The 26,258-nt window shown below is 72.1% G+C and carries 24 protein-coding genes and 1 pseudogene; 12 read left to right on the top strand and 13 right to left on the bottom strand.

Annotated features, from left to right (window positions below; all coding sequences use genetic code 11):
• Positions 1 to 14 precede the first annotated feature (14 nt).
• Positions 15 to 1,004 carry an NAD(P)H-quinone oxidoreductase gene (locus tag OG338_RS14235; protein WP_405937695.1) on the top strand — a complete coding sequence of 330 codons (990 nt, stop codon included), beginning with the start codon at positions 15 to 17 and terminating at the stop codon, positions 1,002 to 1,004.
• A 65-nt stretch (positions 1,005 to 1,069) separates the two neighbouring features.
• Here the strand turns inward: OG338_RS14235 and OG338_RS14230 are convergent, their stop codons facing one another.
• The 6 genes from OG338_RS14230 to OG338_RS14205 form a co-directional block, all read right to left on the bottom strand.
• The gene (locus OG338_RS14230; protein WP_073966598.1) at positions 1,070 to 1,615 is read right to left on the bottom strand and encodes a bacterial proteasome activator family protein; all 546 of its coding nucleotides are present in this window, start codon (positions 1,613 to 1,615) and stop codon (positions 1,070 to 1,072) included.
• Between the two features lie 94 nt (positions 1,616 to 1,709).
• Positions 1,710 to 4,562, bottom strand: a complete 2,853-nt coding sequence (locus OG338_RS14225) for an FtsX-like permease family protein (RefSeq protein WP_405937694.1) — start codon at positions 4,560 to 4,562, stop codon at positions 1,710 to 1,712.
• On the bottom strand, positions 4,559 to 5,326 hold the full coding sequence (locus tag OG338_RS14220; protein ID WP_405937693.1) for an ABC transporter ATP-binding protein: 768 nt from the start codon (positions 5,324 to 5,326) through the stop codon (positions 4,559 to 4,561). Before OG338_RS14220 ends, OG338_RS14225 begins: the two co-directional genes overlap by 4 nt.
• Positions 5,327 to 5,365: 39 nt before the next feature.
• On the bottom strand, positions 5,366 to 6,001 hold the full coding sequence (locus OG338_RS14215) for a PadR family transcriptional regulator (RefSeq protein ID WP_405937692.1): 636 nt from the start codon (positions 5,999 to 6,001) through the stop codon (positions 5,366 to 5,368).
• Positions 6,002 to 6,048: 47 nt separating this feature from the next.
• A complete protein-coding gene (locus OG338_RS14210) occupies positions 6,049 to 6,549 on the bottom strand; it encodes a hypothetical protein (protein ID WP_405937691.1) in 501 nt (166 codons plus the stop codon).
• A gap of 140 nt (positions 6,550 to 6,689) precedes the next feature.
• Entirely contained in the window at positions 6,690 to 8,339 is a 1,650-nt protein-coding gene (locus OG338_RS14205) for a protein kinase domain-containing protein (RefSeq protein ID WP_405937690.1), read from the bottom strand.
• A 359-nt stretch (positions 8,340 to 8,698) separates the two neighbouring features.
• Between OG338_RS14205 and OG338_RS14200 the strand changes: the two genes are divergently transcribed.
• Positions 8,699 to 10,390 carry a protein kinase domain-containing protein gene (locus OG338_RS14200; RefSeq protein ID WP_405937689.1) on the top strand — a complete coding sequence of 564 codons (1,692 nt, stop codon included), beginning with the start codon at positions 8,699 to 8,701 and terminating at the stop codon, positions 10,388 to 10,390.
• Between the two features lie 27 nt (positions 10,391 to 10,417).
• On the opposite strand, the gene OG338_RS14195 is transcribed toward OG338_RS14200, so the two are convergent.
• The 3 genes from OG338_RS14195 to OG338_RS14185 form a co-directional block, all read right to left on the bottom strand.
• Complete coding sequence (locus tag OG338_RS14195; RefSeq protein ID WP_405940419.1) at positions 10,418 to 11,419, bottom strand: phosphotransferase; 1,002 nt, start codon at positions 11,417 to 11,419, stop codon at positions 10,418 to 10,420.
• A gap of 63 nt (positions 11,420 to 11,482) precedes the next feature.
• The gene (locus tag OG338_RS14190) at positions 11,483 to 11,908 is read right to left on the bottom strand and encodes a pyridoxamine 5'-phosphate oxidase family protein (protein WP_405937688.1); all 426 of its coding nucleotides are present in this window, start codon (positions 11,906 to 11,908) and stop codon (positions 11,483 to 11,485) included.
• A 90-nt stretch (positions 11,909 to 11,998) separates the two neighbouring features.
• Positions 11,999 to 12,658, bottom strand: coding sequence for a response regulator (locus tag OG338_RS14185; protein WP_405937687.1), 660 nt, complete (start codon positions 12,656 to 12,658; stop codon positions 11,999 to 12,001).
• A gap of 338 nt (positions 12,659 to 12,996) precedes the next feature.
• On the opposite strand from OG338_RS14185, the gene pdhA reads away from it, so the two are divergent.
• The 5 genes from pdhA (at position 12,997) to OG338_RS14160 (ending at position 17,855) form a co-directional block, all read left to right on the top strand.
• Positions 12,997 to 14,157 carry a pyruvate dehydrogenase (acetyl-transferring) E1 component subunit alpha gene (gene pdhA / locus OG338_RS14180; protein ID WP_405937686.1) on the top strand — a complete coding sequence of 387 codons (1,161 nt, stop codon included), beginning with the start codon at positions 12,997 to 12,999 and terminating at the stop codon, positions 14,155 to 14,157.
• Positions 14,158 to 14,159: 2 nt separating this feature from the next.
• Positions 14,160 to 15,140, top strand: coding sequence for an alpha-ketoacid dehydrogenase subunit beta (locus OG338_RS14175; RefSeq protein WP_405937685.1), 981 nt, complete (start codon positions 14,160 to 14,162; stop codon positions 15,138 to 15,140).
• A gap of 12 nt (positions 15,141 to 15,152) precedes the next feature.
• The gene (locus OG338_RS14170; RefSeq protein ID WP_405937684.1) at positions 15,153 to 16,553 is read left to right on the top strand and encodes a dihydrolipoamide acetyltransferase family protein; all 1,401 of its coding nucleotides are present in this window, start codon (positions 15,153 to 15,155) and stop codon (positions 16,551 to 16,553) included.
• 147 nt (positions 16,554 to 16,700) lie between these two features.
• Positions 16,701 to 17,237 (top strand): hypothetical protein, encoded by a 537-nt coding sequence (locus OG338_RS14165; RefSeq protein WP_405937683.1) that lies wholly within the window; start codon positions 16,701 to 16,703, stop codon positions 17,235 to 17,237.
• A 204-nt stretch (positions 17,238 to 17,441) separates the two neighbouring features.
• Complete coding sequence (locus OG338_RS14160) at positions 17,442 to 17,855, top strand: hypothetical protein (RefSeq protein WP_405937682.1); 414 nt, start codon at positions 17,442 to 17,444, stop codon at positions 17,853 to 17,855.
• Between the two features lie 233 nt (positions 17,856 to 18,088).
• Here OG338_RS14160 and eno read toward each other — a convergent pair whose 3' ends face one another.
• The gene (gene eno / locus OG338_RS14155) at positions 18,089 to 19,369 is read right to left on the bottom strand and encodes a phosphopyruvate hydratase (RefSeq protein ID WP_405937681.1); all 1,281 of its coding nucleotides are present in this window, start codon (positions 19,367 to 19,369) and stop codon (positions 18,089 to 18,091) included.
• 170 nt (positions 19,370 to 19,539) lie between these two features.
• On the opposite strand from eno, the gene OG338_RS14150 reads away from it, so the two are divergent.
• Positions 19,540 to 19,962: a MarR family winged helix-turn-helix transcriptional regulator gene (locus tag OG338_RS14150; protein ID WP_405937680.1), complete on the top strand. Its 423-nt coding sequence runs from the start codon at positions 19,540 to 19,542 to the stop codon at positions 19,960 to 19,962.
• Between the two features lie 13 nt (positions 19,963 to 19,975).
• On the opposite strand, the pseudogene OG338_RS14145 reads toward OG338_RS14150, so the two are convergent.
• Positions 19,976 to 20,391 (bottom strand): annotated as a pseudogene (locus tag OG338_RS14145) (DUF1062 domain-containing protein); the annotation flags it as partial.
• A 99-nt stretch (positions 20,392 to 20,490) separates the two neighbouring features.
• On the opposite strand from OG338_RS14145, the gene OG338_RS14140 reads away from it, so the two are divergent.
• Positions 20,491 to 21,750 carry a PQQ-binding-like beta-propeller repeat protein gene (locus tag OG338_RS14140; RefSeq protein WP_405937679.1) on the top strand — a complete coding sequence of 420 codons (1,260 nt, stop codon included), beginning with the start codon at positions 20,491 to 20,493 and terminating at the stop codon, positions 21,748 to 21,750.
• 57 nt (positions 21,751 to 21,807) lie between these two features.
• Here OG338_RS14140 and OG338_RS14135 read toward each other — a convergent pair whose 3' ends face one another.
• Positions 21,808 to 22,659 carry a D-alanyl-D-alanine carboxypeptidase family protein gene (locus tag OG338_RS14135; RefSeq protein WP_405940418.1) on the bottom strand — a complete coding sequence of 284 codons (852 nt, stop codon included), beginning with the start codon at positions 22,657 to 22,659 and terminating at the stop codon, positions 21,808 to 21,810.
• Between the two features lie 267 nt (positions 22,660 to 22,926).
• Between OG338_RS14135 and OG338_RS14130 the strand changes: the two genes are divergently transcribed.
• From OG338_RS14130 to OG338_RS14120, 3 genes are all read left to right on the top strand, one after another.
• Positions 22,927 to 23,247, top strand: a complete 321-nt coding sequence (locus tag OG338_RS14130; RefSeq protein WP_405937678.1) for a hypothetical protein — start codon at positions 22,927 to 22,929, stop codon at positions 23,245 to 23,247.
• Between the two features lie 132 nt (positions 23,248 to 23,379).
• Positions 23,380 to 24,054, top strand: coding sequence for a GntR family transcriptional regulator (locus OG338_RS14125; RefSeq protein WP_405937677.1), 675 nt, complete (start codon positions 23,380 to 23,382; stop codon positions 24,052 to 24,054).
• Positions 24,051 to 25,361, top strand: coding sequence for a nitrate/nitrite transporter (locus OG338_RS14120; RefSeq protein WP_405937676.1), 1,311 nt, complete (start codon positions 24,051 to 24,053; stop codon positions 25,359 to 25,361). Before OG338_RS14125 ends, OG338_RS14120 begins: the two co-directional genes overlap by 4 nt.
• 68 nt (positions 25,362 to 25,429) lie before the next feature.
• On the opposite strand, the gene OG338_RS14115 is transcribed toward OG338_RS14120, so the two are convergent.
• Positions 25,430 to 26,254 carry a maleylpyruvate isomerase family mycothiol-dependent enzyme gene (locus tag OG338_RS14115; RefSeq protein ID WP_405937675.1) on the bottom strand — a complete coding sequence of 275 codons (825 nt, stop codon included), beginning with the start codon at positions 26,252 to 26,254 and terminating at the stop codon, positions 25,430 to 25,432.
• Positions 26,255 to 26,258 lie beyond the last annotated feature (4 nt).

Below are 26,258 nucleotides of genomic sequence, written 5' to 3'. Positions count from 1 at the left end.
GTAGCCTCGCGGCCATGCATGCGATCACGATCCCCGAACCCGGTGGCCCCGAGGCGCTCGTGTGGGCCGAGGTGCCCGATCCCGTCCCCGGCGAGGGCGAGGTCCTCGTCGATGTCGCGGCCAGTGCGGTCAACCGGGCCGATGTGCTTCAGCGCCAGGGCTTCTACGACCCGCCGCCGGGAGCGTCCCCCTACCCGGGTCTTGAGTGCTCCGGCCGCGTCTCGGCCCTCGGGCCCGGGGTCAACGGCTGGGCCGTGGGCGACGAGGTGTGCGCGCTCCTCGCGGGCGGCGGTTACGCGGAGAAGGTCGCCGTCCCGGCGGGCCAGCTCCTCCCCGTACCGAAGGGGCTGGACCTCGTGCGGGCCGCGGCGCTGCCCGAGGTGACGGCAACGGTCTGGTCCAACGTGTTCATGGTGGCCCACCTCCGGCCCGCCGAGACCCTGTTGGTGCACGGCGGGTCCAGCGGCATCGGCACGATGGCGATCCAGCTCGCCAAGGCCGTCGGCGCACGGGTCGCCGTGACGGCCGGCAGCCCCGACAAGCTGGCGCGCTGCGCGGAGCTGGGCGCGGACATCCTGATCGACTACCACGAGCAGGACTTCGTGGAGGAGATCCGCGAGACCACGGCCGGGGCGGGCGCGGACGTCATCCTGGACATCATGGGCGCGAAGTACGTCGACCGGAACGTGCAGGCGCTCGCCGTCAACGGCCGGCTCGCGATCATCGGGCTCCAGGGCGGCGCCAAGGGCGAACTGAACCTCGGCATGCTGCTCAACAAGCGGGCGGCCGTCATGGCGACCTCGCTGCGCGGGCGCCCGCTCGCCGAGAAGGCGGCGATCGTCGCGGCGGTCCGCGAGCACGTCTGGCCGCTCATCGAGGAGGGCGTCGTGCGGCCGGTGGTCGACCGCACGGTGCCGATGCGGGACGCGGCCGAGGGCCATCGCGTCATGGAGTCCAGCACCCACATCGGCAAGGTGCTGCTCCAGCCGCCGACGACCGCCTGATCACACGCGTACGGAAGGGGCCCGGCACACAGCGATGTGCCGGGCCCCTTCCGTACGTGGTCGGTTTACAGGTACGGCCCCGAGCGGACCGGGCCGTGCGGGTCGATGCCGCCGTCCTCCTCCGGGCCACTGCCGGGCGGCAGGGCGCGGCGCATCTGCTCCAGCTGGGCGCGGGCCGCCATCTGCTGGGCGAACAGCGCGGTCTGGATGCCGTGGAAAAGGCCCTCCAGCCAGCCCACCAGCTGGGCCTGGGCGATCCTCAGCTCCGCCTCGGACGGGACCGAGTCCTCGGTGAACGGCAGGGACAGCCGCTCCAGTTCCTCCACCAGTTCCGGCGCGAGACCGTCCTCCAGCTCCTTGACGGAACCGGCGTGGATCTCCTTGAGCCGGACCCGGCTCGCCTCGTCGAGAGGAGCGGCCCTGACCTCCTCCAGGAGCTGCTTGATCATGCTGCCGATCCGCATGACCTTCGCGGGCTGCTCGACCATCTCCGTCACCGGGACCTCCCGCGACTCGTCGTCCGTGCCACCGCCGCCGATCGCCATTCCGTCCTGCCCCACTACGAGGACCTGGGGGTGCTCCTGCGACCGTTCATTCCTCGGCATCTCCATGCCGCCATTGTCTCGCACACACGGTGCTCAACACTGTGGTGCCCCCGGAAACGGTTGATCCACCGCACCCGGGGGCACCGATCGGCGCAGCCGTCTACCCGGCCCGCCTCGCCAGGGCCACCCGGGAGCGGGTGAAGAGTGCCGCGAGGCCGCCCGCCAGCAGCGGGACCGCCACGGCCAGCAGGGCGATGGTCGCCCAGGGCAGCACGATCGGCGTGTACGCGGACTCCATGGGCTCCTGCCGCATGTACTCCATCGCCGCGCGCAGATCGACCAGCCGCAGCGCCACCGCGGGCACCAGACCCGCCGCCGTCCCCAGCAGCACCCCGGTCAGCGCCACCACCAGGCACTGGAATCCGGAGAGCGACCGCCGCACGCGCGGGGGCGCGCCGACCGCGCTGAGCGTGGTGAGGTCGGCTTCCGCGTCCGCCTTGGCCAGACCGGTCGTGATCGCGGCGGCGCCCACCGTCACCACCCCGGCGAACAGGGTGAGGATCAGCAGGATGGTGCTGCCCCGGTCGTTGGGCCCGGAGTTGGTCTGCACCCAGACACCGCCCCCGGCCTGGTCGATGGCCGCGGTGACCCGCTGGTTCTCCGCGTCCGTGGGCTCGTGGCCGACGGCGTACACACTGCCGAGCGGCTGCGTGTGCAGGCCGAGGCGTTCGGCGGTCCGCTGCGGGAGGATCATGCGGATGCCGGGCGTCGTGGCGTACTCGGCCTTCGCGATGTACACCTTCAGCCGGTCCGTCGTCTTCCGGGCGGGCCCGGGGTGCAGCTCGCGGTTCTTCTTGTCCTTGGCGTTGTACGTGTGGACGGCCTTCAGGGTGACCTCGCCGTTCTCCGCGTACGCCTCGTTGAGCAGCACCGGGGTGCCGGCCTTCAGCGCGGCGGCCGCCGCCGGGTCGTCCAGCTTCACGTATGTGTCGAGCAGCGCCGCGTCACCGATGACGATGTTGTCGGAGTCGTAGCTGAAGGACCCGGCGGAATTGTGGACGTCCACGCAGGCGGGGGTCCGCATCATCGCGCGGTGCTCGTCGGCGGAGAGCCGCGCGGCCAGCTCCTTGGCGCCCTTGGAGTCGAGCGGGCAGGTGTGGCCCTTGCCGGCCGGCTTGACCAGCGAGAGGGAGCCGCAGCCGTTCTCGTCCTCGTAGTAGACGTTGCAGTCGCTGCCCGCCCAGACCCGGGAGATGTCGGCCCGGCGGCCGGTCACCGCCATGTCGTGCTCGACGGCGGCGCGGGCCGCCGGAAGCCGCTCCGCGGACTCGGGGTCGCCGGCCGTCAGGGCGATCGTGCCCTTGGTCAGCATCGGCATATAGCGGTAGTCGGACTCGGCCAGGCTGCTGGACATGTACGTCGCGATGGCGACGGAGCCCGCGACCGCGGCCATCACGGCGGCCACCGCCGGAGCGGTACGGCCCCGGTTGCGGGCCGCGTCCCGCAGCGCCATCCGGGGCGACAGCGGCAGCCTGCGCCCGAGCCGGCCCAGCAGCCCGACGATCACCGGGATACAGGCCAGCAGGCCCAGTTCGGCGACGACCGAGCCGCCGGCGACCAGGGTGGAATTGCCGCTGGTGCCCCCGTACACGGCGATGAGCACACCGAGCGCGAGCACGCAGCCGCCGGTGATCGGCAGCACCCGGGAGCCGCGGCGCACCCCGCGCCGGCCGGTCAGCGACTCCAGCACGGACTGCCGGCCGGCCACGATCGCCGGGGCGAACGCCGCCAGCAGGCCGGTGACCAGCCCGAGCACGGCGATGACCAGCAGCTCGGCGGGGTGCAGTGCGAGGGAGCCGAAGCGGTGACCGGCCCAGCCCTCGATCATCGGCCGGAACACCACCGTCAGCACCAGACCGGTCACCACACCGGCGACCGCGCCGACACCGCCGAGGACGAGACCGCCCCCGAGGACCACGGCCCGGACCTGGCTCCGGTCGCCGCCGCAGGTGCCGAGCAGGCCCAGCTGGCGCCGGGAGCGGCGGGCGCCGACGGCGAACGCGGGCCCGGCCAGCAGCACGACCTCCAGGAGCGCCATCGCGACCACGGTGATCAGGGCGGCGCTGGTCTCGCTGTCCTCGTAGACGCGGTCGGCGGCGTACTGCGGGTTCGACCGGAGCAGCGGGATCTCGGAGTCGGGCGGCGGGTTCTCGAAGACCTGCCGGGAGTTGACGAGGGCACCGGCCTTGTTGGCGGCCAGCACGTCCGGCCAGCCGATCCCGGCGTCCCCGGCCCCCTCGACCAGCCACCGCGTCTCGCCGGGCTGCGGCGCGGGCACCTTCTTGTCGCGCCCGGCCAGCGCCGCCCAGGGGGCGATGACCGCGCCCGGTTCCGCGTACAGCGCCTTCGCGTCCAGGTCGGCGGGCAGCTCGACCGCGCCGGTGATCCGGTACTTCTTGCCGGACGTCGTCACCGTGACGTCGGAGCCCACATGCAGGCCCGACGACTTCAGGAACGCCTCGGTGGCCACCAGCTCGCCCGTGCCACGCGGGAACGCGCCCCCGACCAGGTCGATCCGCCCCCGGGCCATCCGGTCCGACGTCCTGAACTCGGTGATCTCGGTGCTCGCGATGCCGTACGAGGTGGTGACGGTCGCGGACACGGACTGCTCGGTGATCGCCCGTACGCCCTTCGGGAGCACGGTGCGCATGTCGATCGGCTTCGGCTCCTCGGAGGGCTCCTTGCCGCCCGCCCTGTCGTACATGCCGCCGTCGGGCATCTGCTGGATCGGGCCCAGGCCGACGTCGCTGTACATCGCGTCGGCCGCCCCGATCCGGGCCGTCAGATGCTCGGCCGGGCTCAGCTCCGCGCTGCGGTACGTGATGTCGGCGGCCGTCACCCCGAGGACCGGCAGCGCGATCATCGCGACCACCAGGGCGCTGCGGCCCTTGGCCCGCAGGGCGTCGCGGCGGGCTATCCGGAGGGCGGCGCGCCACCCCGTGAAGAGGCTCACTCGGCTCCCCCGGCGGCCAGCAGCGAATCGGCGTCGGCCGTCAGCGTCTGGTCCACGATCGAACCGTCCCGCAGGAAGACGACCCGGTCCGCCCAGGCCGCGTAACGCGGTTCGTGCGTGACCATCACCCCGGCCGCGCCCTGGTCGCAGCGGTTGCGCAGGAGCGCGAGGACGGTCTCGCCGGTCTCCGAGTCGAGCGCCCCGGTCGGCTCGTCGGCGAGGACCAGGCGCCGGTCGCCCACCAGTGCGCGGGCGATGGCGACGCGCTGCTGCTGGCCGCCGGACATCTCGTCCGGGAAGCGGTCCGCGATCTCCAGGAGCTTCATCTCCTCCAGCGCGGCGCGGGCCTCCTTGCGGGCCTTGCGGACCGAGACGCCGTCGAGCTCGCGGGGCAGGGCGATGTTCTCGGCGGCGGTCAGGGCGGGGATCAGGTTGTAGTCCTGGAAGACATAGCCGACGCTGCGGCGGCGCAGGGCGGCGAGGCCCTTGCGGCCGAGCGTGGAGATGTCCTGGCCCTCGATGATCACCTGGCCGCCGCTCGCGGTGTCGAGACCGCCGGCGAGGGTGAGCAGGGTGGACTTGCCGGAGCCGGACGGGCCCATGACGGCGACGAGCTCACCGGCGTGCACCGACAGGCTGATGCCGCGCAGCGCCTGCACCTCGGCGATGCCGGTGCCGTGGGTGCGGGTGAGCGAGCGGAGTTCGAGCACCGGCGCGTCCACCGGCAGGGGCGGGGCGGACGGAGACGGGACGTGCAGGGACATGGTTCCCTCTCGGAACGGTGGATGGAGCGGGCGCCGGACTCAGCGGCGCGTGCGGGAGCGGGCGGCGGACCTGGCGGCCGGCCGGGCGGTGGTGCGGGCGGCCGGGCCCGGGGAGGGGCCTTCCGCCGGCTCCGTGGCGGCGGCCTCGGCGAGCCGGATCAGCCGGGCCTCGCAGTGGTCCAGCCAGCGCGCCTCGGCCTCGGCCTGGAAGATCAGCTGCTCCACGACGAGCAGCCATGCCACCTCGTCGCGGTTGGCGGGGGCCTGGGCGAGGGACCGCGCCTTGAGGCGGGTGTAGTCCTGCATGGCCTTCACCGTGTGGTGGCGCTGGGCCTGGATGACGGCCTTGATGTCGACGCCGGGCGCCCCGACCGCCATGGCCAGCTTGATGGCCAGCTCGTCACGGGGCGGGTTGCTGCGGTCGACCGGCGTCTCGAACCAGGTGCGCAGCTCGGTGCGCCCGGCGTCGCTGATCGAGTAGAGGGCGTGGCCCTGGTCGTCCTCGCCGTCCTGGGCGACCAGGCCGTCGCGCTCCAGCCTGCTCAGCGTCGTGTAGACCTGCCCGACGTTGAGCGGCCAGGTGGAGCCGGTGCGCGACTCGAATTCGGTGCGGAGCTGGGAGCCGTAACGCGGCCCGCGCTCCAGGAGGGCGAGAAGCCCGTGGCGGATCGACATACTGAGTATGTATACCGAGTATGTTGATCACCGCAAGGGTCGTACGGTCAGCGGGCCCGGCGCATCCGCAGCGCGAGGAAGCCGAGCCCCAGCCCGACCAGGGCGATTCCCGCGCCGAGCGACAGCCGCTGGAACCGCTCGACGGCCGCCCCGTTCAGCGCCTGCCGCCCCCCGGGCGGGGGATCGCGGAAGTCGGCCGGGTCGGGGGTGAAGGCCGGCACGGCGGCGGATTCGGAGGGCGAGGGCCGCGGCTGCCGGTCCTCCAGCGCGTCCTGCCGCGCCACCTCGGCGGCCGACCGCCCGGGCCGCTGCCGCCCCGCCCCGGCGGGCCACCCGGCGAGCGGCGACTGGACGTCCCCGGCGCCCGGCGAATCGCCGGCCGGCGAGGCACTGGACGGCGAGGCACTGGACGGCGAGCCGCTGGACGAGGGGGCCGGTGACGGCGGCCCCGAGGCGTCCGGAGCCGCCGCCCCCAGGGCCGCGGCCGCCGTCAGCGCCAGGCAGACCACGCCCCGGGAGCAGCGCACATGGAGCCGTCCCGAAGCCATGCGGTCACCGTCACACGCGCCGGCACGACCGGCATCCCGGGTGAGGCGTACGGATGGCGGCGCGCGGCCGGTGAGCCATGCGCCCGGCCCGCTCCGAGGACGCCGGGACTACGCGGGGACCACGGGGGGCGACGCCGGAACTACGCGGGGTCCCCCGTGGAGATCTCCAGCTCGAAGTGTGCCCCGACCTCCGGCACCGCGGTCCCCGGCGACGGGAACTGGTTGATGACCTGGTCCTCCGCGTACGCGTTGCCCGCGACCTTCTTCTGCTTGATCGTCCAGCCCGCCGCGTCCGCGCAGGCGCGTACCGAGAGGATGTCCTTGTACATGAAGTTCGGGGCGTCGACCTTCTGCGGGTCGTTGGTGTCCTCGGACGCGTCCGTGCACTTCTCGGTCTTCATCGTCCGGTTCCGCTCCGGATCGCGGTGGTCGCCGGACGGGGACTCGGTGGTCTTGGCGTCCGTGCCGCCCTTGTCCTTCTCGTCGCCGTTCAGCGCGATGACCGTGATCAGGCCGCCGATCGCCACCAGCGCGACGACGATCGCGCTGATGATCACCGGCATGTTCCGCTTGGCGCCACCCGAGGCCGGGGACGCCGCCGTCTGCGGCGAGACCGTGTACGGCGCGGGCGTCTGGTGCTGCATCGGCGCCGGGCTCTGGTAGGCCGGGGCGGGCGTCTGCGGGTAGCCGTACGACGGATTCGTGGCGGGGGCCGGCGTCGCCGGGCCGTACGGGCCGGGCTGGGACTGGTACGGACCCGGCTGGTACGGCGTCTGGACGCTGTGCGGGGCCGGCGCGGGCGCCGACTGGTCGACCGGCGGGAAGACCGCCGAGCCGACGCCGGAGCCGCTGTTGGCCGGGGCGTTGCCGTCACCGACGATCACCGGGGCGCCGGTCTGGCCGCCCGCGCTCAGCACGCGCGCGATCTCGTCCTGCATGGCCGCCGCGCTCGGGAAGCGCTCGTTCGGGTTCTTCTTGAGCGCGCGGGCGACGAGGGCGTCCATCGCCGGCGTCAGCGAGCGGTTGACCGTGGACGGGGCGACCGGCTCCTCCTGCACATGCGCGTACGCGATGGCGAGCGGGGAGTCCGCGTCGAAGGGGAGCCGCCCGGTCAGCAGCTGGAAGAGCATGATGCCGACCGAGTACAGGTCGGAGCGCGCGTCGACGCCGCGGCCGAGGGCCTGCTCGGGGGAGAGGTACTGCGGGGTGCCGACGACCATGCCGGTCTGCGTCATCGACGTCACGCCCGACTGCATGGCGCGGGCGATGCCGAAGTCCATGACCTTCACGACACCGCGCTTGGTCACCATGACGTTGCCCGGCTTGATGTCGCGGTGCACCAGGCCCATCTCATGGCTGGTGTCGAGCGCGGCCAGCACGTCCGAGGTCACCTTGAGCGCCTTGTCGGCCGGCATGGCGCCCTGGGCGCGGATGTCGGCCGCGAGCACGGAGCCGAGCGGCTGCCCCTCCACGTACTCCATGACGATGTACGGCATCAGCGCGCCGCCGAGCTCGTCCTCGCCCGTGTCGAACACCGAGACGATGTTGGTGTGCTGGAGCTTGGCCACGGCCTGGGCCTCGCGGCGGAAGCGCTCACGGAACGACTGCTCGCGGCCCAGCTCGGTGTGGAGTGTCTTGATCGCGACCTGTCGGTCGAGCGCGGAGTCGTACGCCAGGTATACGGACGCCATCCCGCCCTCGCCGAGCAGGTCGCGCAGCTGGTAGCGGCCGCCGGCGACGGACCCGCCCGCGTAACGACCCTGCGAACCGTGTCCGCCGTCGTGGCTCATGACTTGCTTCCCCCTCGGCGCGCGACTCCCGGGAACTCGGCGCGCGGCTCACGCGATCATCCGTAATTACCGGCCAAGTCTGCCGTAGGGGTACGACACGTCAAGCCGGGTGCCCGTTCCGTGACCGTACGCGCTGGAAGCGTCTCGGAAGCGTTACAGGATCAGCATGGAATTTGCGTCGGCGGCGCGCCAGCCGATTGGATGGCCGGTCCGGCGCCGAATCGGCCTGTCGTACCGAGGCTGTAGCGTGACGGGGCAATGCGGCCGGCAGTGCAGCCGGCGACGCAGCAAGGCACCGTGAGACCCCGCGGGCGCGCGGACGCGCGGACGGACGCGGACAGATACGACGGCGAGGACTGATGGCACCCGAACCCGAAGCAAACGGCGGCGGCGTTCCGGATGGCACCGATTCCTGGGGCATCGGCGGGGTCGTCGGCGACGGACGGTACCGGCTGACCCACCGGCTCGGCCGGGGCGGCATGGCCGAGGTGTTCGCGGCGGAGGACGTCCGGCTCGGGCGCACGGTCGCGGTGAAGCTGCTGCGCTCCGACCTCGCCGAGGACCCGGTCTCCAAGGCCCGCTTCACGCGCGAGGCGCAGTCGGTCGCCGGGCTCAACCACCACGCGGTCGTCGCCGTGTACGACTCCGGCGAGGACACCGTCGCCGGCCAGACCGTCCCGTACATCGTGATGGAGCTGGTCGAGGGCCGCACCATCCGCGACCTGCTGATCAGCGCCGAGGCCCCGCCGCCGGAGCAGGCGCTGATCATCGTCTCCGGGGTCCTGGAGGCGCTGGCCTATTCGCATCAGCACGGCATCGTGCACCGCGACATCAAGCCGGCCAATGTGATCATCACCAACTCCGGTGCGGTCAAGGTGATGGACTTCGGCATCGCCCGCGCGCTGCACGGCGCGCAGTCCACGATGACGCAGACCGGCATGGTCATGGGCACGCCGCAGTACCTCTCCCCCGAGCAGGCGCTCGGCAAGGCCGTCGACCACCGCTCCGACCTGTACGCCACCGGCTGTCTGCTGTACGAACTGCTGGCGCTGCGGCCTCCGTTCACGGGTGAGACGCCGCTGTCCGTGGTCTACCAGCACGTCCAGGACACCCCGGTCCCGCCGTCGAACATCCTGGACTCGGTGCCGCCGGAGCTGGACGGGCTCGTCATGCGCTCGCTGGCGAAGGACCCGGACGACCGCTTCCAGAGCGCGGAGGAGATGCGCGGTCTGGTCCAGTACGGCCTCCAGATGCTCCAGGTGCAGGGCGGCCACACCGGTACGTGGAACACCGGGCCGGTCATCCTGAACGAGGGCGCCGGCACCCCGCCAGGCGGCATGACCGGCGCCACCCGCGCCATGGGCGGCTATCCGCCGCACGGGGACACCTCGCAGGCGCCGATCCTGCCGCCGATGAACCCGGACGACGGGGGTTACGACGGCGGCAGCACCCGGCAGGGCGGCGGCCGCGGCAAGCTGTGGCTGTTCGTCGTGCTCGCCCTGATCGCGATCGGCGCGGGCGTGGCCATCGCGCTCAACGCGGCGAACGGCGGCGGCCAGAAGCACGAGAAGCAGCCCACCGAGACCTCCAGCACGCCGGCGCCCACGGAGAATTCGCCCACCCCGACGCCGGAGGACACCGAGGACACCGAGCAGCCGGGCGGCAGCACCGGCGGTGGCTGGGACGACAACACCTGGACGCCCTCGCCCACGCCGAGCGAGACCTCCGAGTCCCCGACCGCCACTTCGCCCCAGCCCGGCACGGGCGGCGCGGACACCGGCGGCGAGGACGGCGGTGACGGCGGTGACGGCACCGGTGGGACCGGTGGCAACGGCAACGGCGGTTCGGGGAACACCGGCGACACCGGCACGACCACCGAGGGCGGCAACACCGGCACCAGCGACGGCGGCAACACGGGCACCAGCGAGGGCACCGACGCCGGGGCCAGTGAAGGCGCGGCCGAGGGTTCGGAGGGCGCCCCGGGCGGCACCGCGGCGGGCACGGCCGCCGGAGCGACGACGGGAGCGGCGGGCTCCGCCACGGGCAACTAGGCCCAAAGGAAAGGCTCCAGCCCCCGCTCACCCCGTGAAGGCCGCGCGCACCGCCTCGTACTCACGGGTCCACCAGACCGCCAGGGCCGACACCGCGGGGAACTGCGGGTCGGCCCTCCGGTCGTTCAGGCAGTAGCGCCAGCGCAGTATCCAGAAGTCGTTGAGCCGCTCCCACCAGACCCGGTGCACCGCCGCCGCCAGCTCCGCCGGGTCCGCCCCGGCCGCCCGCCGGTAGGCCCGGGCGTAGGCGCGCACCTTCGCCAGGTCCAGTGCGCCGGCCGGCTGTACGAAGAAGATCGCGGCGGCCCGGACCGCCTCCTCCGCCCGGGGCTGGACGGCCAGCCGGTCCCAGTCCAGGATCGCGACCGGGTCGGCGCCCCGGTAGAGCACGTTGAGCGGGTGGAAGTCGCCGTGCACCCAGCCGGTCGCGGGCGCCCCCGGGTCGGGCGGCCGGCGGTCGGCGTACCGTTCCAGCAGGGTGCGCCGCTCGCGCAGCCGGTGCTCGGCGAGCTCGTCGAAGGCGTCCCGGCCGGAGCGTCCGCGCGCGGCGGCGAGCAGATCGCCGATCAGCGCGAAGGTGTCGGCCGCCTCGGGGCTCGCGTAACCGGGCGGATGCCCGCCGCCGGTCCCCGTATCGCGCTCGGAGCCCATGACCTGCTCAAGACCCGTGTGTACGGCTCCGAGGAGCGTCCCGAGACGTGTCGACTGGGCGAGGGTGAGCTGGGCGCCGCCCCGGTGCAGGCCGTCGACCCAGGGGTGGAGGGCGTAGCAGCGGCCGGCGATCTCGGTGACGGTCCCGCCGTCGCGGTCCCGGACGGGCGGGGCGACGGGCACTCCGAGTAACTGGAGGCGCCGGGTCGCGCGATGCTGGCGGACGATGGTGGCGCGGTCGCGGGTGGTGTCGTCCGAGTGGTGCTTGAGGAAGTACGAGCCCCGCGTGGTGGACACCCGGTAACCGTGGTTGAGCAGGCCCTGGGAGAGCGGGGTGCAGCTGAGCGGCGCACCGGCGCCCGGGTAACGGCGAAGCACCTCGCCGACCGGCGGAACCGGCGGGCAGGCGACAGATGAGCGCGACACGCGTCAGATGTTAGATCACGCTGCGTTGCGGATCTGCCGGCTTGCGTGGAAGTCCAGAGTGTGCACCGTGACGAAGTGAGGTTCGAGCCAGAGGTACGAGGGGACGAACGGCTCGCCGTTGACCTCGACGGGTGCCGGACCGAAGCGCTCGCGCTGGGCGGGGGTCGGCTCCACGACCCGCGCGGGCCCGGTGAACTGCACGGACCACAGGTCCTCGGTGCCCACCGGGGCGGTGTTGAAGTTGTCCGCGCCGTAGGCCACGACCGCGCCGTCGCAGGCACCGTGGTGGCCGAGTCCGCTGTGCATGCGCAGCACGACGCGCCCGTCGATGACGATGTGCCGGGCCACCGTCAGCATCGGCAGGGCCCGCATGCTGGTCGCCAGCCGGCCGTAGGGGACCCGGCCGAGCAGGTCGATCGCGTGGAGTTCCTCGGTGGACATGCCTTCCACTGTCGGCCAGGACATGTGGGCGGGATAAGAGGCCGGGGCCCCCGTTTCACCGGGACCAAAGTCCCCTCGGCGCTTTTCCGCTCAGCGCTTTTCCGCCTGGAGCCGTGCCACATAGGCGGCGGCCTGCGAGCGGCGCTCCATGCCCAGCTTGGACAGCAGGCTGGACACGTAATTCTTGATCGTCTTCTCGGCGAGATGCAGCCGTTCGCCGATCACCCGGTTGGTCAGCCCCTCCCCGATCAGGTCCAGGATCTTGCGCTCCTGGTCCGTGAGGTTCGCCAGCTTCTCGTCGTCCCGCCCGCGCTTCCCGTCGCGCAGCCGCTCCAGCACGCGCGCGGTCGCGACCGGGTCCAGCAGCGACTTCCCCTCGGCCACGTCCCGTACCGCCGCCAGCAGCTCGTTGCCCCGGATCGCCTTGAGGACATAGCCCGCGGCGCCCGCCATGATCGCGTCGAACAGCGCCTCGTCATCGGCGTACGAGGTCAGCATCAGGCAGTTGACGGAGTCGTCCTGGGAGCGGATCTCCCGGCACACCTCGACCCCGCTGCCGTCCGGCAGCCGTACGTCGAGCACGGCCACATCGGGGCGGACCGCCGGAATCCGCACCAGCGCGTCGGCCGCCGTACCGGCCTCGCCGACCACCTCGATGTCGTCCTCCATCGCGAGCAGCTCATGCACCCCGCGCCGGACTACTTCATGATCATCGAGTAGAAATACCGTGATTTTTCCTTTTTCGCGCACAATCGCAGTCTCACACACTCGCCTCTTCCCTGCCGCTGCCCGGCGGGATAACGTGCCGTTGTTCCGGCGGCCTGCGAGGCTGTGATCAGTGCTGTGACCAGCGAGGCTTCCCGAATTCCTCGATTTACTTGGATATCCAAGCAAAATCGCAGGTCAGGAGGGTTTCGCGGTTACGGGACGCACTGGGTAACGTGCCTTGGACAGGGCGCTCGCCGGGGCACCTGTCACGCCTGTTCCCGGACCGAGCGGCACCCACCCCGTGCACGGGTACGGACACAGGCGAGCCGCACTGGTCTCCCGGCAGACCCCGGGGGCCGGACCGACGGAGGAGCACGCACGTGACCGTGGAGAGCACTGCCGCGCGCAAACCGCGACGCAGCAGCAAGCGGACCAGCGCCGCGAAAACGCCCGCGAAGACGCCGGAGGGTTCGACGCCCGAGCTCGTACAGCTGCTGACGCCCGAGGGCGAGCGGATCGAGCACCCGGACTACTCGATCGACCTGAGCGCGGACGAGCTGCGCGCCCTGTACCGGGACATGGTCCTCACCCGCCGCTTCGACGCCGAGGCCACCGCGCTCCAGCGCCAGGGCGAGCTGGGCCTGTGGGCCTCGCTGCTGGGCCAGGAGGCCGCCCAGATCGGTTCCGGCCGGGCGCTGCGCGACGACGACTACGTCTTCCCGACCTACCGCGAGCACGGGGTGGCCTGGTGCCGGGGCGTCGACCCGACCAATCTGCTCGGCATGTTCCGCGGTGTGAACCACGGCGGCTGGGACCCGAGCACCAACAACTTCCACCTGTACACGATCGTCATCGGCTCGCAGACCCTGCACGCCACGGGTTACGCCATGGGCGTGGCCAAGGACGGCGCGGACTCTGCCGTGATCGCGTACTTCGGCGACGGCGCCTCCAGCCAGGGCGACGTCGCGGAGGCGTTCACCTTCTCCGCCGTCTACAACGCCCCGGTCGTCTTCTTCTGCCAGAACAATCAGTGGGCGATCTCCGAGCCCACCGAGAAGCAGACCCGGGTGCCGCTCTACCAGCGCGCCCAGGGCTTCGGCTTCCCCGGCGTCCGGGTCGACGGCAACGACGTCCTGGCCTGCCTGGCCGTCACCCGCTCCGCCCTGGAGCGGGCCCGGCGCGGCGAGGGCCCGACCCTGGTCGAGGCGTTCACGTACCGGATGGGCGCGCACACCACGTCGGACGACCCGACGAAGTACCGGGCGGACGAGGAGCGCGCGTCCTGGGAGGCGAAGGACCCGATCCTGCGCCTGCGCACGTACCTGGAGAAGCAGGGCGCGGCCGACGAGACGTTCTTCACCGCCCTGGACGAGGAGAGCGAGGTGCTCGGCAAGCGCGTCCGCGAGGCCGTACGGGCGATGCCCGACCCGGACCGGATGGCGATGTTCGACCACGTCTACGCCGACGGGAGCCCGCTCGTCGACGAGGAGCGCGCCGAGTTCGCCGCCTACCAGGCATCGTTCGCCGAGGAGGGCAAGTAACCATGGCCGTGGAAAAGATGTCCCTCGCCAAGGCGCTCAACGAGTCGCTGCGCAAGGCCCTCGACACCGACCCGAAGGTCCTCGTCATGGGTGAGGACGTCGGCAAGCTCGGCGGCGTCTTCCGGATCACCGACGGCCTCCAGAAGGACTTCGGCGAGGACCGTGTCATCGACACCCCGCTCGCCGAGTCCGGCATCGTCGGTACGGCGATCGGCCTCGCGCTGCGCGGCTACCGGCCCGTCGTGGAGATCCAGTTCGACGGCTTCGTCTTCCCCGCGTACGACCAGATCGTCACGCAGCTCGCGAAGATGCACGCCCGTGCGCTCGGCAAGATCAAGCTCCCCGTCGTCGTGCGCATCCCGTACGGCGGCGGCATCGGCGCCGTCGAGCACCACAGCGAGTCCCCCGAGGCGCTGTTCGCGCACGTCGCGGGGTTGAAGGTGGTCTCCCCGTCCAACGCGTCGGACGCGTACTGGATGATGCAGCAGGCCGTCCAGAGCGACGACCCGGTCATCTTCTTCGAGCCGAAGCGGCGCTACTGGGACAAGGGCGAGGTCGACACCGAGTCCATCCCGGGCGCGCTGCACGCGGCCGCCGTCGCCCGCACCGGCACGGACCTCACGCTCGCCGCGTACGGCCCGATGGTGAAGGTCTGCCTGGAGGCCGCCGCGGCCGCCCAGGAGGAGGGCAAGTCGGTCGAGGTCGTGGACCTGCGCTCGATGTCCCCGATCGACTTCGACACCATCCAGGCGTCCGTCGAGAAGACCCGCCGCCTGGTCGTCGTCCACGAGGCACCCGTCTTCTACGGCTCCGGGGCCGAGATCGCCGCTCGCATCACGGAGCGGTGCTTCTACCACCTGGAGGCGCCCGTGCTGCGGGTCGGCGGCTACCACGCCCCGTACCCGCCGGCGCGCCTTGAGGAGGAGTATCTGCCGGGCCTGGACCGGGTGCTCGACGCCGTCGACCGCTCGCTGGCGTACTGAGGAGAGAGGAGCGTGACCACGATGACCGACACTTCCAACGCTGCTCGCTTCCGTGAGTTCAAGATGCCCGACGTGGGCGAGGGACTGACCGAGGCCGAAATCCTCAAGTGGTACGTACAGCCCGGCGACACCGTCACGGACGGCCAGGTCGTCTGCGAGGTCGAGACCGCGAAGGCCGCCGTCGAGCTGCCGATCCCGTTCGACGGCGTCGTCCACGAACTGCGCTTCCCCGAGGGCACCACGGTCGACGTGGGCCAGGTGATCATCGCGGTGGACGTGGCGCCGGGGTCGGGTGACCCCGTTGCCGAGGAGCCCGCCGCCGCCCCGGCCCCCGAGGCCGCTCCCGAGGAGCCGAAGGGCCGTCAGCCCGTGCTGGTGGGTTACGGGGTGGCCGAGTCCTCCACGAAGCGCCGGGCCCGCAAGGGTGCCGGGACCGCGCCCCCGGCGGCCGCCCCCGCCGCCGTCCAGGCCGAGCTGAACGGCCAGGGCACGGCTGCGGTTCCGGAGGCCCGTCCGCTGGCCAAGCCGCCGGTCCGCAAGCTCGCGAAGGACCTGGGCATCGACCTGGCGGCGGTCACCCCGACCGGCGTGGGCGGTGTGATCACGCGCGAGGACGTGCGTGCGGCGGCGGTGCCTTCGGAGCCGGTGGCTCCTTCGGCGCCGTCCGTGGCGCCTGTGGTCGCGGAGGCGGAGGTTCCTGTTCAGCAGGGCGCCCGCGAGACGCGTATCCCGGTCAAGGGCGTCCGCAAGGCCATCGCCCAGGCCATGGTCGGCAGCGCGTTCACCGCCCCGCACGTCACCGAGTTCGTGACCGTCGACGTGACGCGCACGATGAAGCTCGTGGCGGAGCTGAAGGAGGACAAGGACATGGCGGGGGTGCGGGTCAATCCGCTCCTCGTCATCGCCAAGGCCCTCCTGGTCGCGATCAGGCGGAACCCCGGGGTCAACGCGGTCTGGGACGAGGCGAACCAGGAGATCGTCCAGAAGCACTACGTGAACCTGGGCATCGCGGCCGCCACCCCGCGCGGTCTGATCGTCCCGAACATCAAGGACGCCCATGACCGGACGCTGCCGCAGCTGGCCGCGTCCCTGGGCGAGCTGGTCGCCACGGCCCGGGACGGCAAGACGTCCCCGGCCGCGATGGCGGGCGGCACGGTGACCATCACCAACGTGGGCGTCTTCGGCGTCGACACCGGTACGCCGATCCTGAACCCGGGCGAGTCCGCGATCCTCGCGGTCGGCGCGATCAAGCTCCAGCCCTGGGTCCACAAGGGCAAGGTGAAGCCCCGTCAGGTGACCACGCTGGCCCTGTCGTTCGACCACCGGCTGATCGACGGCGAGCTGGGTTCCAAGTTCCTGGCGGACATCGCCGCGATCCTGGAGCAGCCGAAGCGGCTGATCACCTGGGCGTAGCCGGGTGTACGAGGGGCCCGCGCGAGGTTCGCGCGGGCCCCTCTGCATGTCCGGGAAAAAGCCCTGCGCCACCGGCCGCTACCCTTAGGCTGACTACGATCCGAACCCACCGGACTACTCACCGTCCTCAACTGAGGGAGGGACACTGTGACTTCGAGTTGCGACCCCGCGTACGCTCCCGCCGGTGACGTGGACGCGGCGCTCATGATGGTCGACTCCCGGCTCAAGAGCGTCCACGGCGGCAAGGCGGATGCCGATCCCGAGGGCCAGGCGCTGTTCGACCAGTACGTCGCGTCCCTGGGGCCCGGCGGCCTGGACGACCTGGTGGACGGCACCTGCACGCTCATCTACATGCTCATGGTCTGGCTCCGCAAGGCGCACGAGGCGGAGGGCAAGGACGCCATCGAGTACGTCGTGCCCACCCTGGTGACGACCTTGTCCAGGATGCCGAAGAGCGTTCCGCCCGAGTCCATTCCCATGATGGCCGGCCTGGTCGTGGCCTGCGCCACGGGCCTCAGCCCCAGCCTGTGGCGCGCCCAGTACGGCGACTGGACCCCACCCGAGCTGACTCCGCTGGAGGCCACCGCGTTCCTCCTCGCCGACCACATCAACCGCATCGCCGACGACAACGACTTCGCGACCCGCCTGATCGCCGACGCGCTGAGCCAGGCGTACGAGGACTGAGGCGCCGCGTCACGGGCCGGCCCCGGTGTCCCCGATTGCGTCGGCCCCAGCGGTTCATCGAACGCATGCTTCAATGGCGGCATGGTGGAGGATCGCGCATCTCTGGGGCCCCTGGAACTCACCGACGGGCGTTGGGGGATCGGGGACGCCACCCGGTCCGGCACCCATTGGGTGGCGTTGCGCCCTGACGGATTTCATCAGCACATGCCGGACACCGAGGGGCAGTTGGTGCCCTGGGCCAGGGTCATGACCGGGATCAGGATCACCTGGGGCAAGCACGCCCGGAACACGACCGGCCGAGGCAAGTACACGCTGAAGGGCATGGTCGCCGACCGTGACGGGGGATGGCTCCACATGACCCTGCGCGACCCGTACGAGGACCACCACCTGCGCTTCGACCAGCACACGCGCCCCTACCGTGCGGTGGACGCTCTCCGGCTGGAGGCCCTGCTGCGGCGGCTCACCGATGAGGGAAGGCTGGGTCTCCTCGGCGACCCGGAATGGGTCGGGCGTGCCGTCGCGTGCCTGGTCGGCGGGAAGAACCGCTGGGTCACCGAAGGCGCACTGGAGCAGGCGGTGGCGGAGGCCCTGGCGGCGGCCGGCACGGGCCGCCGCTGACCGTTCCCGCAGGAGCGGTCAGCGGCCGTCCCCGCGCCCGCCCGTGAACGCCGAGATGATCCAGATCACCAGCAGGGCCAGAAAGACGACGACGATGATCGTGGGAAGCGCTGACATCCTGATCCCCCTTGGGGTCGTGTGGCCGTAACTCCCGTGTCCCATAGGGCTCATGGGGTCGGGAACGACCGGATGCTACGCGCCTGCGGCGAGGGTCGCCAGGGTCCCGTCACTCCCTACCGGGCGCGCAGCGCCTCCGTTCCCGCGTACCGGGCGCCCGCGCCCAGCTCCTCCTCGATGCGGATCAGCTGGTTGTACTTCGCGGTGCGGTCGGAGCGGGAGAGGGAGCCGGTCTTGATCTGGCCGCAGCCCGTGGCGACCGCCAGGTCCGCGATCGTGGTGTCCTCGGTCTCGCCCGAGCGGTGCGACATGACGACCGTGTAGCCGGCGCGGTGCGCGGTGGAGACCGTGGTCATCGCCTCCGTCAGGGTGCCGATCTGGTTGACCTTCACCAGGATCGAGTTGGCGACGCCGGAGGCGATGCCCTCGCGGAGCAGCGCGTCGTTGGTGCAGAAGACGTCGTCGCCCGTCAGCTGGCAGCGGTCGCCGACACGGGCGGTCAGTTCGCGCCAGCCGGCCAGGTCGTCCTCGGCCATCGCGTCCTCGACCGAGACGACGGGGTAGGCGTCGATCAGCTCGACCAGGTAGTCCGCGTGCTCCGAGGGGGTGCGGCGTACGCCTTCGCCCGCGTAGTCGTACACGCCGTCGCGGAAGAACTCCGACGTCGCCGGGTCCATCACCAGCCCGATGTCCGTGCCCGGCCGGTACCCCGTGCGCTCGACGGCCGCCACGATGAAGTCCAGCGCCTCTTCCGCCGTACGGAGGGCGGGCGCGAAGCCGCCCTCGTCGCCGACGCCCGTGGAGTGGCCGGCGGCGAGCAGGTCGCGGCGCAGGGTGTGGAAGACCTCCGAGCCCATGCGGACCGCCTCGGCGAAGGTCTCCGCGCCGATCGGGGCGATCATGAACTCCTGGAAGTCCAGCGGATTGTCGGCGTGGGCGCCCCCGTTGACGATGTTCATCATCGGTACGGGCAGCAGCCGGGCGTCCGAACCGCCCAGGTAGCGGTAGAGCGGCAGGCGGTGCGCGGCCGCCGCGGCCTTGGCGGCGGCGAGCGAGACGCCCAGGATCGCGTTGGCGCCCAGCCGGGCCTTCGTGGCGGTGCCGTCGGCCGCGACGAGTGCGGCGTCCAGGCCGGCCTGGTCCTCCGCGTCCCGGCCGATGACGGCCTCGGTCAGCTCGGTGTTGACGTGGCGCACGGCCCGGTCCACGCCCTTGCCGTGCCAGCGGGCCGGGTCGCCGTCGCGCAGTTCCACGGCCTCGCGGGCGCCGGTCGACGCCCCGGAGGGGACCGCGGCCCGGCCGAGCGAGCCGTCCGACAGGACCACGTCCACCTCGACGGTGGGATTGCCCCGGCTGTCCAGGACGCGGCGGCCGGTGACGGAAGTGATGGCGGTCATGGGAGGTCCTTCCCGTTGTCGCGTGCCGCGGTCCGGCTGCGACGACGGTGGCGCGGGACCCGGCGAGGAAGACTCTACAGCAATGCTGTTCAGTAATGCTGTGTAGTTGTGCTGAACAGTTCTGCTGTGTATGCCGCTGTCTTGATTCCGACCCCGCGTTAAAGTGCGGTATGCCCCTCCCGGAATCCGCCTCCATCGCCGCCGAGCTGCGCACAGCGATGGGCAAGCTCACCCGCCGCGTGAAGCTTGAGGACCAGATGCCGCTCGGCCAGGTGGCCGTCCTCGGCGAGCTGGACCGTAACGGCGCCCTGACCACCAGCGAGCTCGCCGCCAATCAGCGGGTGCGGCCGCAGTCCATGGCGCGCGCGGTCGGGCTACTGATGGACCAGGGGCTGATCACCCGCCGCGCCCACCCCACCGACGGCCGCAAGAGCCTGGTCGAGCTGTCGGGCGCCGGGCGCGCGCTCCTGGAGGAGGAGCGGGAGCGCCGGGCCGACTGGCTGGCCCGCGCGATCGACGCGGAACTGAGCGAGGAGGAGCGCGCGTTGCTGGCCCGCGCGATCGGACTCGTGGGGCGGCTCGCGGCGCACTGACGGTTGTACGGGGCCCGAAGCCGTCCGCGATCAGACGGAGCGGACGGACGGGGACGGGGCCTCGAAGCGGACGGCCACCTCGGCTACCTCGCGGTCCAGGTGATCCGCGCCCCCGGTGTCCAGGCGCCAGGCGCCCGTCCAGTCGAGAGCGATGTGGTTGCGGCGCCGCACGACGCCGTCCTGGAGGAGTTCGCCCGCCAGGACCGGGTCGTCGGCGTGCATCCGGTCCAGCAGCTCAGGCCGTATGGAGCGGACGTGCACGCGCTCCAGGACCGTGACCTTGGTGGTGTCCCCGCACCCCGTGCAGAGCGCGAGGAGCCAGGCGTCGAGCAGCTTGTGGTGGCCTTCCAGGGGACGGCAGATGCGGGACCGCGCCGCGAACGGCCGGGTCCGGCTGGACGGTAGTGGGGCGGCCCGGTGGATCGCCACCGGATTTCGGCCGGGCCTCGTCTCCCAAAGCCCCTGGCCCTTAAGGTCGTTGTGATCGCAAAGAACGCGAAGAGCGCGAAGAGCGGGCCAGGGGGAGCGATGGGCGGGAGACGAACGGCGCGCCGGTGGGCGGTTGTCACGGCCGGGGCGGTGCTGGCGGCGGTGTCGCTGACCGGCTGCGGGGGCGGCGGTGCGGCCGGTGCGAAGGCGACCGAGGGGGCCGAGGGGGCCAAGGGCGGCGCGCAGACGCCGGCGCGTCGCGCGTACGACCCGCCCGTCCGCTTCGAGGGGGACGCCGTCGATCTGCCGGGCGCCGAGCAGCCGAGCACGTCGAGCGGGGAGGCCCTGCGGCCCGCGGTGACGCTGGCCGACGGTGTCGCGTACATCGACAACCAGCGCGGGATCGACGCGATCGACACCCGGACCGGCGACTCCCGGTGGTACGCGGCGACCAAGCACGAGGCGGAGCGGGGCGGCTTCGGGACGGAGCGGGTCGCGCCCCTGGTCTCGGACGACGGGCGGACCGTCTACGCCGCGTGGGACCGCCGGGTGCCGGGCGAGGGCACCACGCCGGACCGGTTCGTCATCGAGGTGCTCGCCGTCGACACGGCCACCGGCAAGCGGGCGTGGTCGGCCGAGATCCCGTCCGACCCCAGCGCCACCGGGATGGCCGCCACCGCCATCGGCGCCGACGGGAACCTCGCCCCGCAGGTCGTCGGGGTGGACGCCGGCACCGCGGTCGTCACCGACGCGGACACCACGTACGCCCTGGACACCGCCACCGGGGCCGTCCGCTGGAAGAAGGGCGACTACCGGGCGCTGAATCTCGCCGAGGGCGTCGTGGCCGGCGGCGAGGAGACCGGATACCACCAGGGCCGGCTGCTCGGCGTCGACGCGGAGACCGGCGAGCAGCGGTGGACCGTGGCGGGCGCGCGGCAGCCCGCCCGCGCCGCGCCGAAGTTGCTGAGTGCGAACCGGGACGGCCACACGGACGTCGTGGACGCGGTCGACGGCAAGCTCCGCCTGATCATCGACCACGCGGACTACCGCTGCCTGGACGACGCGAGGTCGCTGGTCGCGTGCTCCAAGTACGGCTTCGACAGGGCGGACCGCGGAATCGTGGTCATCGACGCGACCACGTTCCAGCGCAAGTGGGTGCTGCCCGGTGACGCCGGCCGGCTGGTGCCGAGGGTCACCGGCTTCTGGCACGGCGCCCTCTACACCGAGGTGGGCGAACGGCAGGTCGTCCTGGACGGCGACACGGGCGAGGACCGCGAGACCGACCCGAACGCGGCACCGGTCGAGATCGACCGCTACGGCGGGGTGGAGGGGACCCGGTTCATTCCGGCCAAGGGCTGAGACCGGGAACGGGCCCCGCGCACCACGGTGCGCGGGGCCCGTTCCCGTACAAGCGGCCTACTTCTTGAAGCCGTAGTCCATCAGCTTCTTCGCGTCCGCCGTGCGGTTCGCCTCCGACGACGAGGTCAGGACCGTGCCGATCACCGTCTTGCCCTTGCGGGTCGCGGCGAAGACCAGGCAGTACTTGGACGCCGGGCCGGAGCCCGTCTTCACGCCGATCGCGCCGCTGTACGTGCCGAGCAGCTTGTTCGTGTTGGTCCACGACATGTAGCGGTAGCCGCCGCTCTTCGTCGTGACCTTCTGCCTGGTCGACTTCGTCTTCACGACCGTGCGGAACGTGGCGTACTTCATCGCGCTGCTCGCGAGCTTCGTCAGGTCGCGCGGGGTCGAGTAGTTGGACCCGTTCCCTATGCCGTCGAACGAGTCGAAGTGCGTGTTCTTCAGACCGAGCGTCTTGGCGGTGCTGTTCATCTTGCCGATGAACGACTTCACCCGCGCCGCGCGCGTCTTGCCGGAGCCGAACTTGTCGGCCAGCGCGTACGCGGCGTCGCAGCCCGACGGCAGCATCAGGCCGTAGAGCAGCTGGCGCACGGTGACCTTGTCGCCCACGATCAGCCGCGCCGAGGACGCGCCCTTGGAGACGATGTAGTCGCTGTACGCCTTCTGGACCGTGACCTTGGAGTCCAGGTTCAGGCCCTTCTGGGCCAGCACCACGCGCGCGGTCATGATCTTCGTCGTCGAGCCGGTGGAGCGGCGGGTGTCCGCGGCCTTGCTGAACAGCGTCTTTCCGGTGCCGTTGTTCATCACGAAGCCGCCCTTGGCGACGATCGAGGGCGCCTTGGGCGCGGCGGCCTGTGCCGTGGAGGCGAACGCGCCGCCCGCGATCAGGGCGCCCGTGGTGAGGGCCACCGTGACGGTCACCGGACCGCGCCTCGTGCCCGTAATGCCGAGTTTCAAATTGAACGCTCCAAATGCCCCTGGAAGGCGGCCGCATGAGGGTGCCGCCGTGCTGATAAGACGAACGACCGCACCACGTGGTTGGGCCCACGCACGGGTGATTTTTTACGACATCCAGGGGCGCGGGGGCGGCCCGGGGCGTTCGCGGCGCGAGGGCGCGCGGCGGCCAGGGGCTACCATCGGCGTCACATCCGAGCGCCCCCGAGGCGGGAGGTCACCGTGGACGATGTCGTGCGTGCGCAGGAGTCCGTCAGGGCTTACGGCGAGCTCGTGGCCCTCGCCGAGCGCCTGGAGGCGTTGCGGCAGCTGGGCGAGGACGGGGTCGAGGCGCATACGACGGCCGCGCTGCACGCGGTCCGCTTCGCCGCGACGATCCTGTGGCGGACCGTGCCGGACGTTCCGGAGCCGGACTACCGCCAGGACGAGGAGCGGCTGCTCGAACTGGCCGCGCACTGGCGCGAGGCGGCGCTCGGCCTCGGCGAGTTCGCGCCCCAGCGCCCGACGCTGCGCCTGGTGGAAAACGACGGGTCCTCCGCGTAGCCGCTGGGATGGGCGACGGGCCGTGGCCGAGCCGAACGCGGCCTACTGGTCCGCGAGCGGTAGCGCGCCGCCTCCCGTTCGCATCGTGGACGCGGACCGCGCTTGCGTGCATGTTGTATCTATGCTGTGTCCATGCCTGCCCCCGCACCCGCCCCCCTGACCCCGCCCGCGAAGCGTCCCCCGGCCGCCGAGCGCGTCTACACGCACGTCAAGGACGCCGTCCTGGACCGCCGCTACGAGGGCGGCACCCTGCTCACCGAGGGCGGCCTCGCCGAGGCCGTGGGGGTCTCGCGCACACCGGTGCGCGAGGCGCTGCTGCGGCTGGAGGTCGAGGGGCTGATCAAGCTCTACCCCAAGAAGGGCGCCCTGGTGCTCGCCGTCTCCGCCCAGGAGATCGCGGACGTGGTGGAGACCCGGCTGCTGGTCGAGGAGTTCGCCGCCCGCAAGGCGGTACCCGCGTCCCCGCAGCTGATCGGCCGGCTCGAAGCGCTCCTGGCGGAGCAGCGGCACTTCTCCGACGCCGGCGACCTGGCCACCGTCTCCGTGAAGGACCGCTGCTTCCACGCCGAGATCGTCCGCCACGCGGGCAACGAGATCCTGTCCCGCCTCTACGACCAGCTGCGCGACCGCCAGCTGCGGATGGGCGTCGCCGTCATGGAGGCCCACCCGGACAGGATCGCCGCCAACATCGCGGAGCACGGCGAGCTGCTGGAGGCGATCAGGTCCGGCGACGCGGAGGGCGCCGCCCAGGTCGTGCGCCGCCACGTCGGCCGGGTCAAGGTGCTGGTCCGGGGTGAGGACCGGTGAGCGCCGCCGCCGCGCCCACCCTGCCGCTGCCCGGTGACCCGCCCGGCGGCCGGCGCGCCGTCTGGGTCTGGGGCATCGGCGTCGCCGTCTACTTCGTCGCCATCATCTTCCGGACCAGCCTCGGCGTCGCCGGACTCGACGCCGCCGACCGCTTCGACGTCAACGCCTCGGCGCTCTCCACCTTCTCCATCCTCCAGCTGCTCGTGTACGCGGGCATGCAGATACCCGTCGGCCTGATGGTCGACCGGCTCGGCACCAAGCGGGTCCTGACCCTCGGTGCCGTCCTGTTCACCCTCGGCCAGCTCGGCTTCGCGCTCTCCCCCTCGTACGGCACCGCGCTCGCCTCCCGCGCACTGCTGGGCTGCGGCGACGCGATGACGTTCATCAGCGTGCTCCGGCTGGGGACGCGCTGGTTCCCGGCCCGGCGCGGGCCGCTGATCGGCCAGGTCGCCGCCCTCTTCGGGATGGCGGGCAACCTGATCTCCACGCTGGTCATCGCCCGCGCCCTGCACGGCTTCGGCTGGACGGCCACCTTCGTCGGCAGCTCGCTGGCCGGGGTCGTGGTGCTGGTGCTGCTCCTGCTCTTCCTCAAGGACCACCCCGAGGGCTACGAGCCGCCGCCCGCGCAGCACGCCGGCGGGGCGTATGTGCGCAGGCAGATCGCCGCCGCCTGGCGGGAGCCCGGGACCCGGCTCGGGATGTGGGTGCACTTCACCACCCAGTTCCCGGCCATGGTGTTCCTGCTGCTGTGGGGGATGCCGTTCCTGGTCGAGGACCAGGGGCTCGGCCGGGGGACCGCCGGTGAGCTGCTGACCCTGGTGGTCCTCTCGAACATGACGCTGGGGCTCGTCTACGGGCAGCTGATCGCCCGTCACCACGCGGCCCGCGTCCCGCTCGCCCTCGGCACGGTCGGCACCACGGCCGCGCTGTGGGCGGCGACGATCTTCCACCCCGGGGACCACGCGCCGATGTGGCTGCTGGTCGTGCTGTGCCTGGTGCTCGGGGCGTGCGGGCCCGCCTCCATGATCGGCTTCGACTTCTCCCGCCCGGCCAACCCGCCGGAGCGCCAGGGCACCGCGTCCGGCATCGTCAACATGGGCGGCTTCGTCGCCTCGATGACCACGCTGCTCGCGGTCGGCGTGCTGCTGGACGCGACCGGTGACAACTACCGGGTGGCGTTCTCGTCGGTCTTCGTCCTGGAGGCGCTGGGCGTCGCGCAGATCCTGCGGCTGCGGGTGAGGGCCGCGCGCCGCGAGCGCGACCACCACGTCATCAGCCGGGTCGAAGCGGTGCACGTGCCGGCGTGATCCGGCCTTGAAACGGCGGCGCGCCCGTCCCCCTCGTGGGGGCGGGCGCCGCTGTGTGCCGGGAGCGTTTACGGGGTGACGGCGAAGTGCTGGAGGATCGCGTCGGCCAGCGCCTGGTCGCCCTCGGTCTTGACCCGGTCCGCCACGGCGGCCGGCCGCACCCGGCCGCAGGCCAGCCGTACGTACGTCTCCCAGTCCATGGACAGCGTCGCGACGGGCCCGAGCGACGGGGCGACGTCCAGCGAACCGCGCCCCTCGGCGTCGACCCGTACCGTACGCATGAATTCCAGCGGCCCGTGGACGTCCAGCACCACTGCGGAGCCGGCCGGGGCGCCCGCGCTCTTGGCCACCACCTTCGGCAGCCCCAGCAGCAGGAGGTTACGGGCGACCAGGGCGCCGGGGGAGTCCAGATTGCCGGGCTTGCCGAGAGCCGTCCGCAGGTCCTGCTCATGCACCCAGACGTCGAACGCGCGCGTCCGAAGCGCCGTCTCCAGCGTCTGCTCCGCGCCCAGCGGCGCCCGTACCATGGTCTCCGGGTCCCGCGTCTCGTTCCGCAGCTGGCGGGAGCGGCGGATGATCGTGTACTCCAGCTCGGAGGTCATCTCCGGCGCGGTGTGGTGGCGCCTGACGTCGACCTGCATCTCCATGTAGCGGGCGAACTCGCTCTGCACGTGGAACAGGTCGCGCGGCAGGGTGTGGATCGGGCGCGGGTCGCCGAGCTGTTCGCACTCCACGCCGATGATGTGCGACACGATGTCGCGCACGGACCAGTTGGGGCAGGGTGTGCGGCCGTTCCACTCCCCCTCGGAGAGCGGGCTCACCAGCTCGGCTATGGACTCGATGGAGTGGGTCCAGGCGTCGGCGTAGGTCTGGAGGCTGGGATGGACGGTCACGGGA

Origin of the sequence: Streptomyces sp. NBC_00726 (assembly GCF_045161735.1) — a bacterium.
Lineage (GTDB): Bacteria > Actinomycetota > Actinomycetes > Streptomycetales > Streptomycetaceae > Streptomyces.
Note: the sequence above shows the minus strand (reverse complement) of the source record. Positions and strands in the feature narration are given on the sequence as shown.

Coding starts and splice junctions, on each gene's coding strand:
- OG338_RS14215 (WP_405937692.1), bottom strand. CDS start 6,001: ATGTCGATCCGCCACGGGCTTCTCGCCCTCCTGGAGCGCGGGCCGCGT.
- eno (WP_405937681.1), bottom strand. CDS start 19,369: ATGACCGCCATCACTTCCGTCACCGGCCGCCGCGTCCTGGACAGCCGG.
- OG338_RS14190 (WP_405937688.1), bottom strand. CDS start 11,908: ATGTCCACCGAGGAACTCCACGCGATCGACCTGCTCGGCCGGGTCCCC.
- OG338_RS14140 (WP_405937679.1), top strand. CDS start 20,491: ATGGGCGGGAGACGAACGGCGCGCCGGTGGGCGGTTGTCACGGCCGGG.
- OG338_RS14200 (WP_405937689.1), top strand. CDS start 8,699: ATGGCACCCGAACCCGAAGCAAACGGCGGCGGCGTTCCGGATGGCACC.
- OG338_RS14220 (WP_405937693.1), bottom strand. CDS start 5,326: ATGTCCCTGCACGTCCCGTCTCCGTCCGCCCCGCCCCTGCCGGTGGAC.
- OG338_RS14205 (WP_405937690.1), bottom strand. CDS start 8,339: ATGAGCCACGACGGCGGACACGGTTCGCAGGGTCGTTACGCGGGCGGG.
- OG338_RS14210 (WP_405937691.1), bottom strand. CDS start 6,549: ATGGCTTCGGGACGGCTCCATGTGCGCTGCTCCCGGGGCGTGGTCTGC.
- OG338_RS14160 (WP_405937682.1), top strand. CDS start 17,442: ATGCCGGACACCGAGGGGCAGTTGGTGCCCTGGGCCAGGGTCATGACC.
- OG338_RS14235 (WP_405937695.1), top strand. CDS start 15: ATGCATGCGATCACGATCCCCGAACCCGGTGGCCCCGAGGCGCTCGTG.
- OG338_RS14150 (WP_405937680.1), top strand. CDS start 19,540: ATGCCCCTCCCGGAATCCGCCTCCATCGCCGCCGAGCTGCGCACAGCG.
- OG338_RS14175 (WP_405937685.1), top strand. CDS start 14,160: ATGGCCGTGGAAAAGATGTCCCTCGCCAAGGCGCTCAACGAGTCGCTG.
- OG338_RS14125 (WP_405937677.1), top strand. CDS start 23,380: ATGCCTGCCCCCGCACCCGCCCCCCTGACCCCGCCCGCGAAGCGTCCC.
- OG338_RS14230 (WP_073966598.1), bottom strand. CDS start 1,615: ATGGAGATGCCGAGGAATGAACGGTCGCAGGAGCACCCCCAGGTCCTC.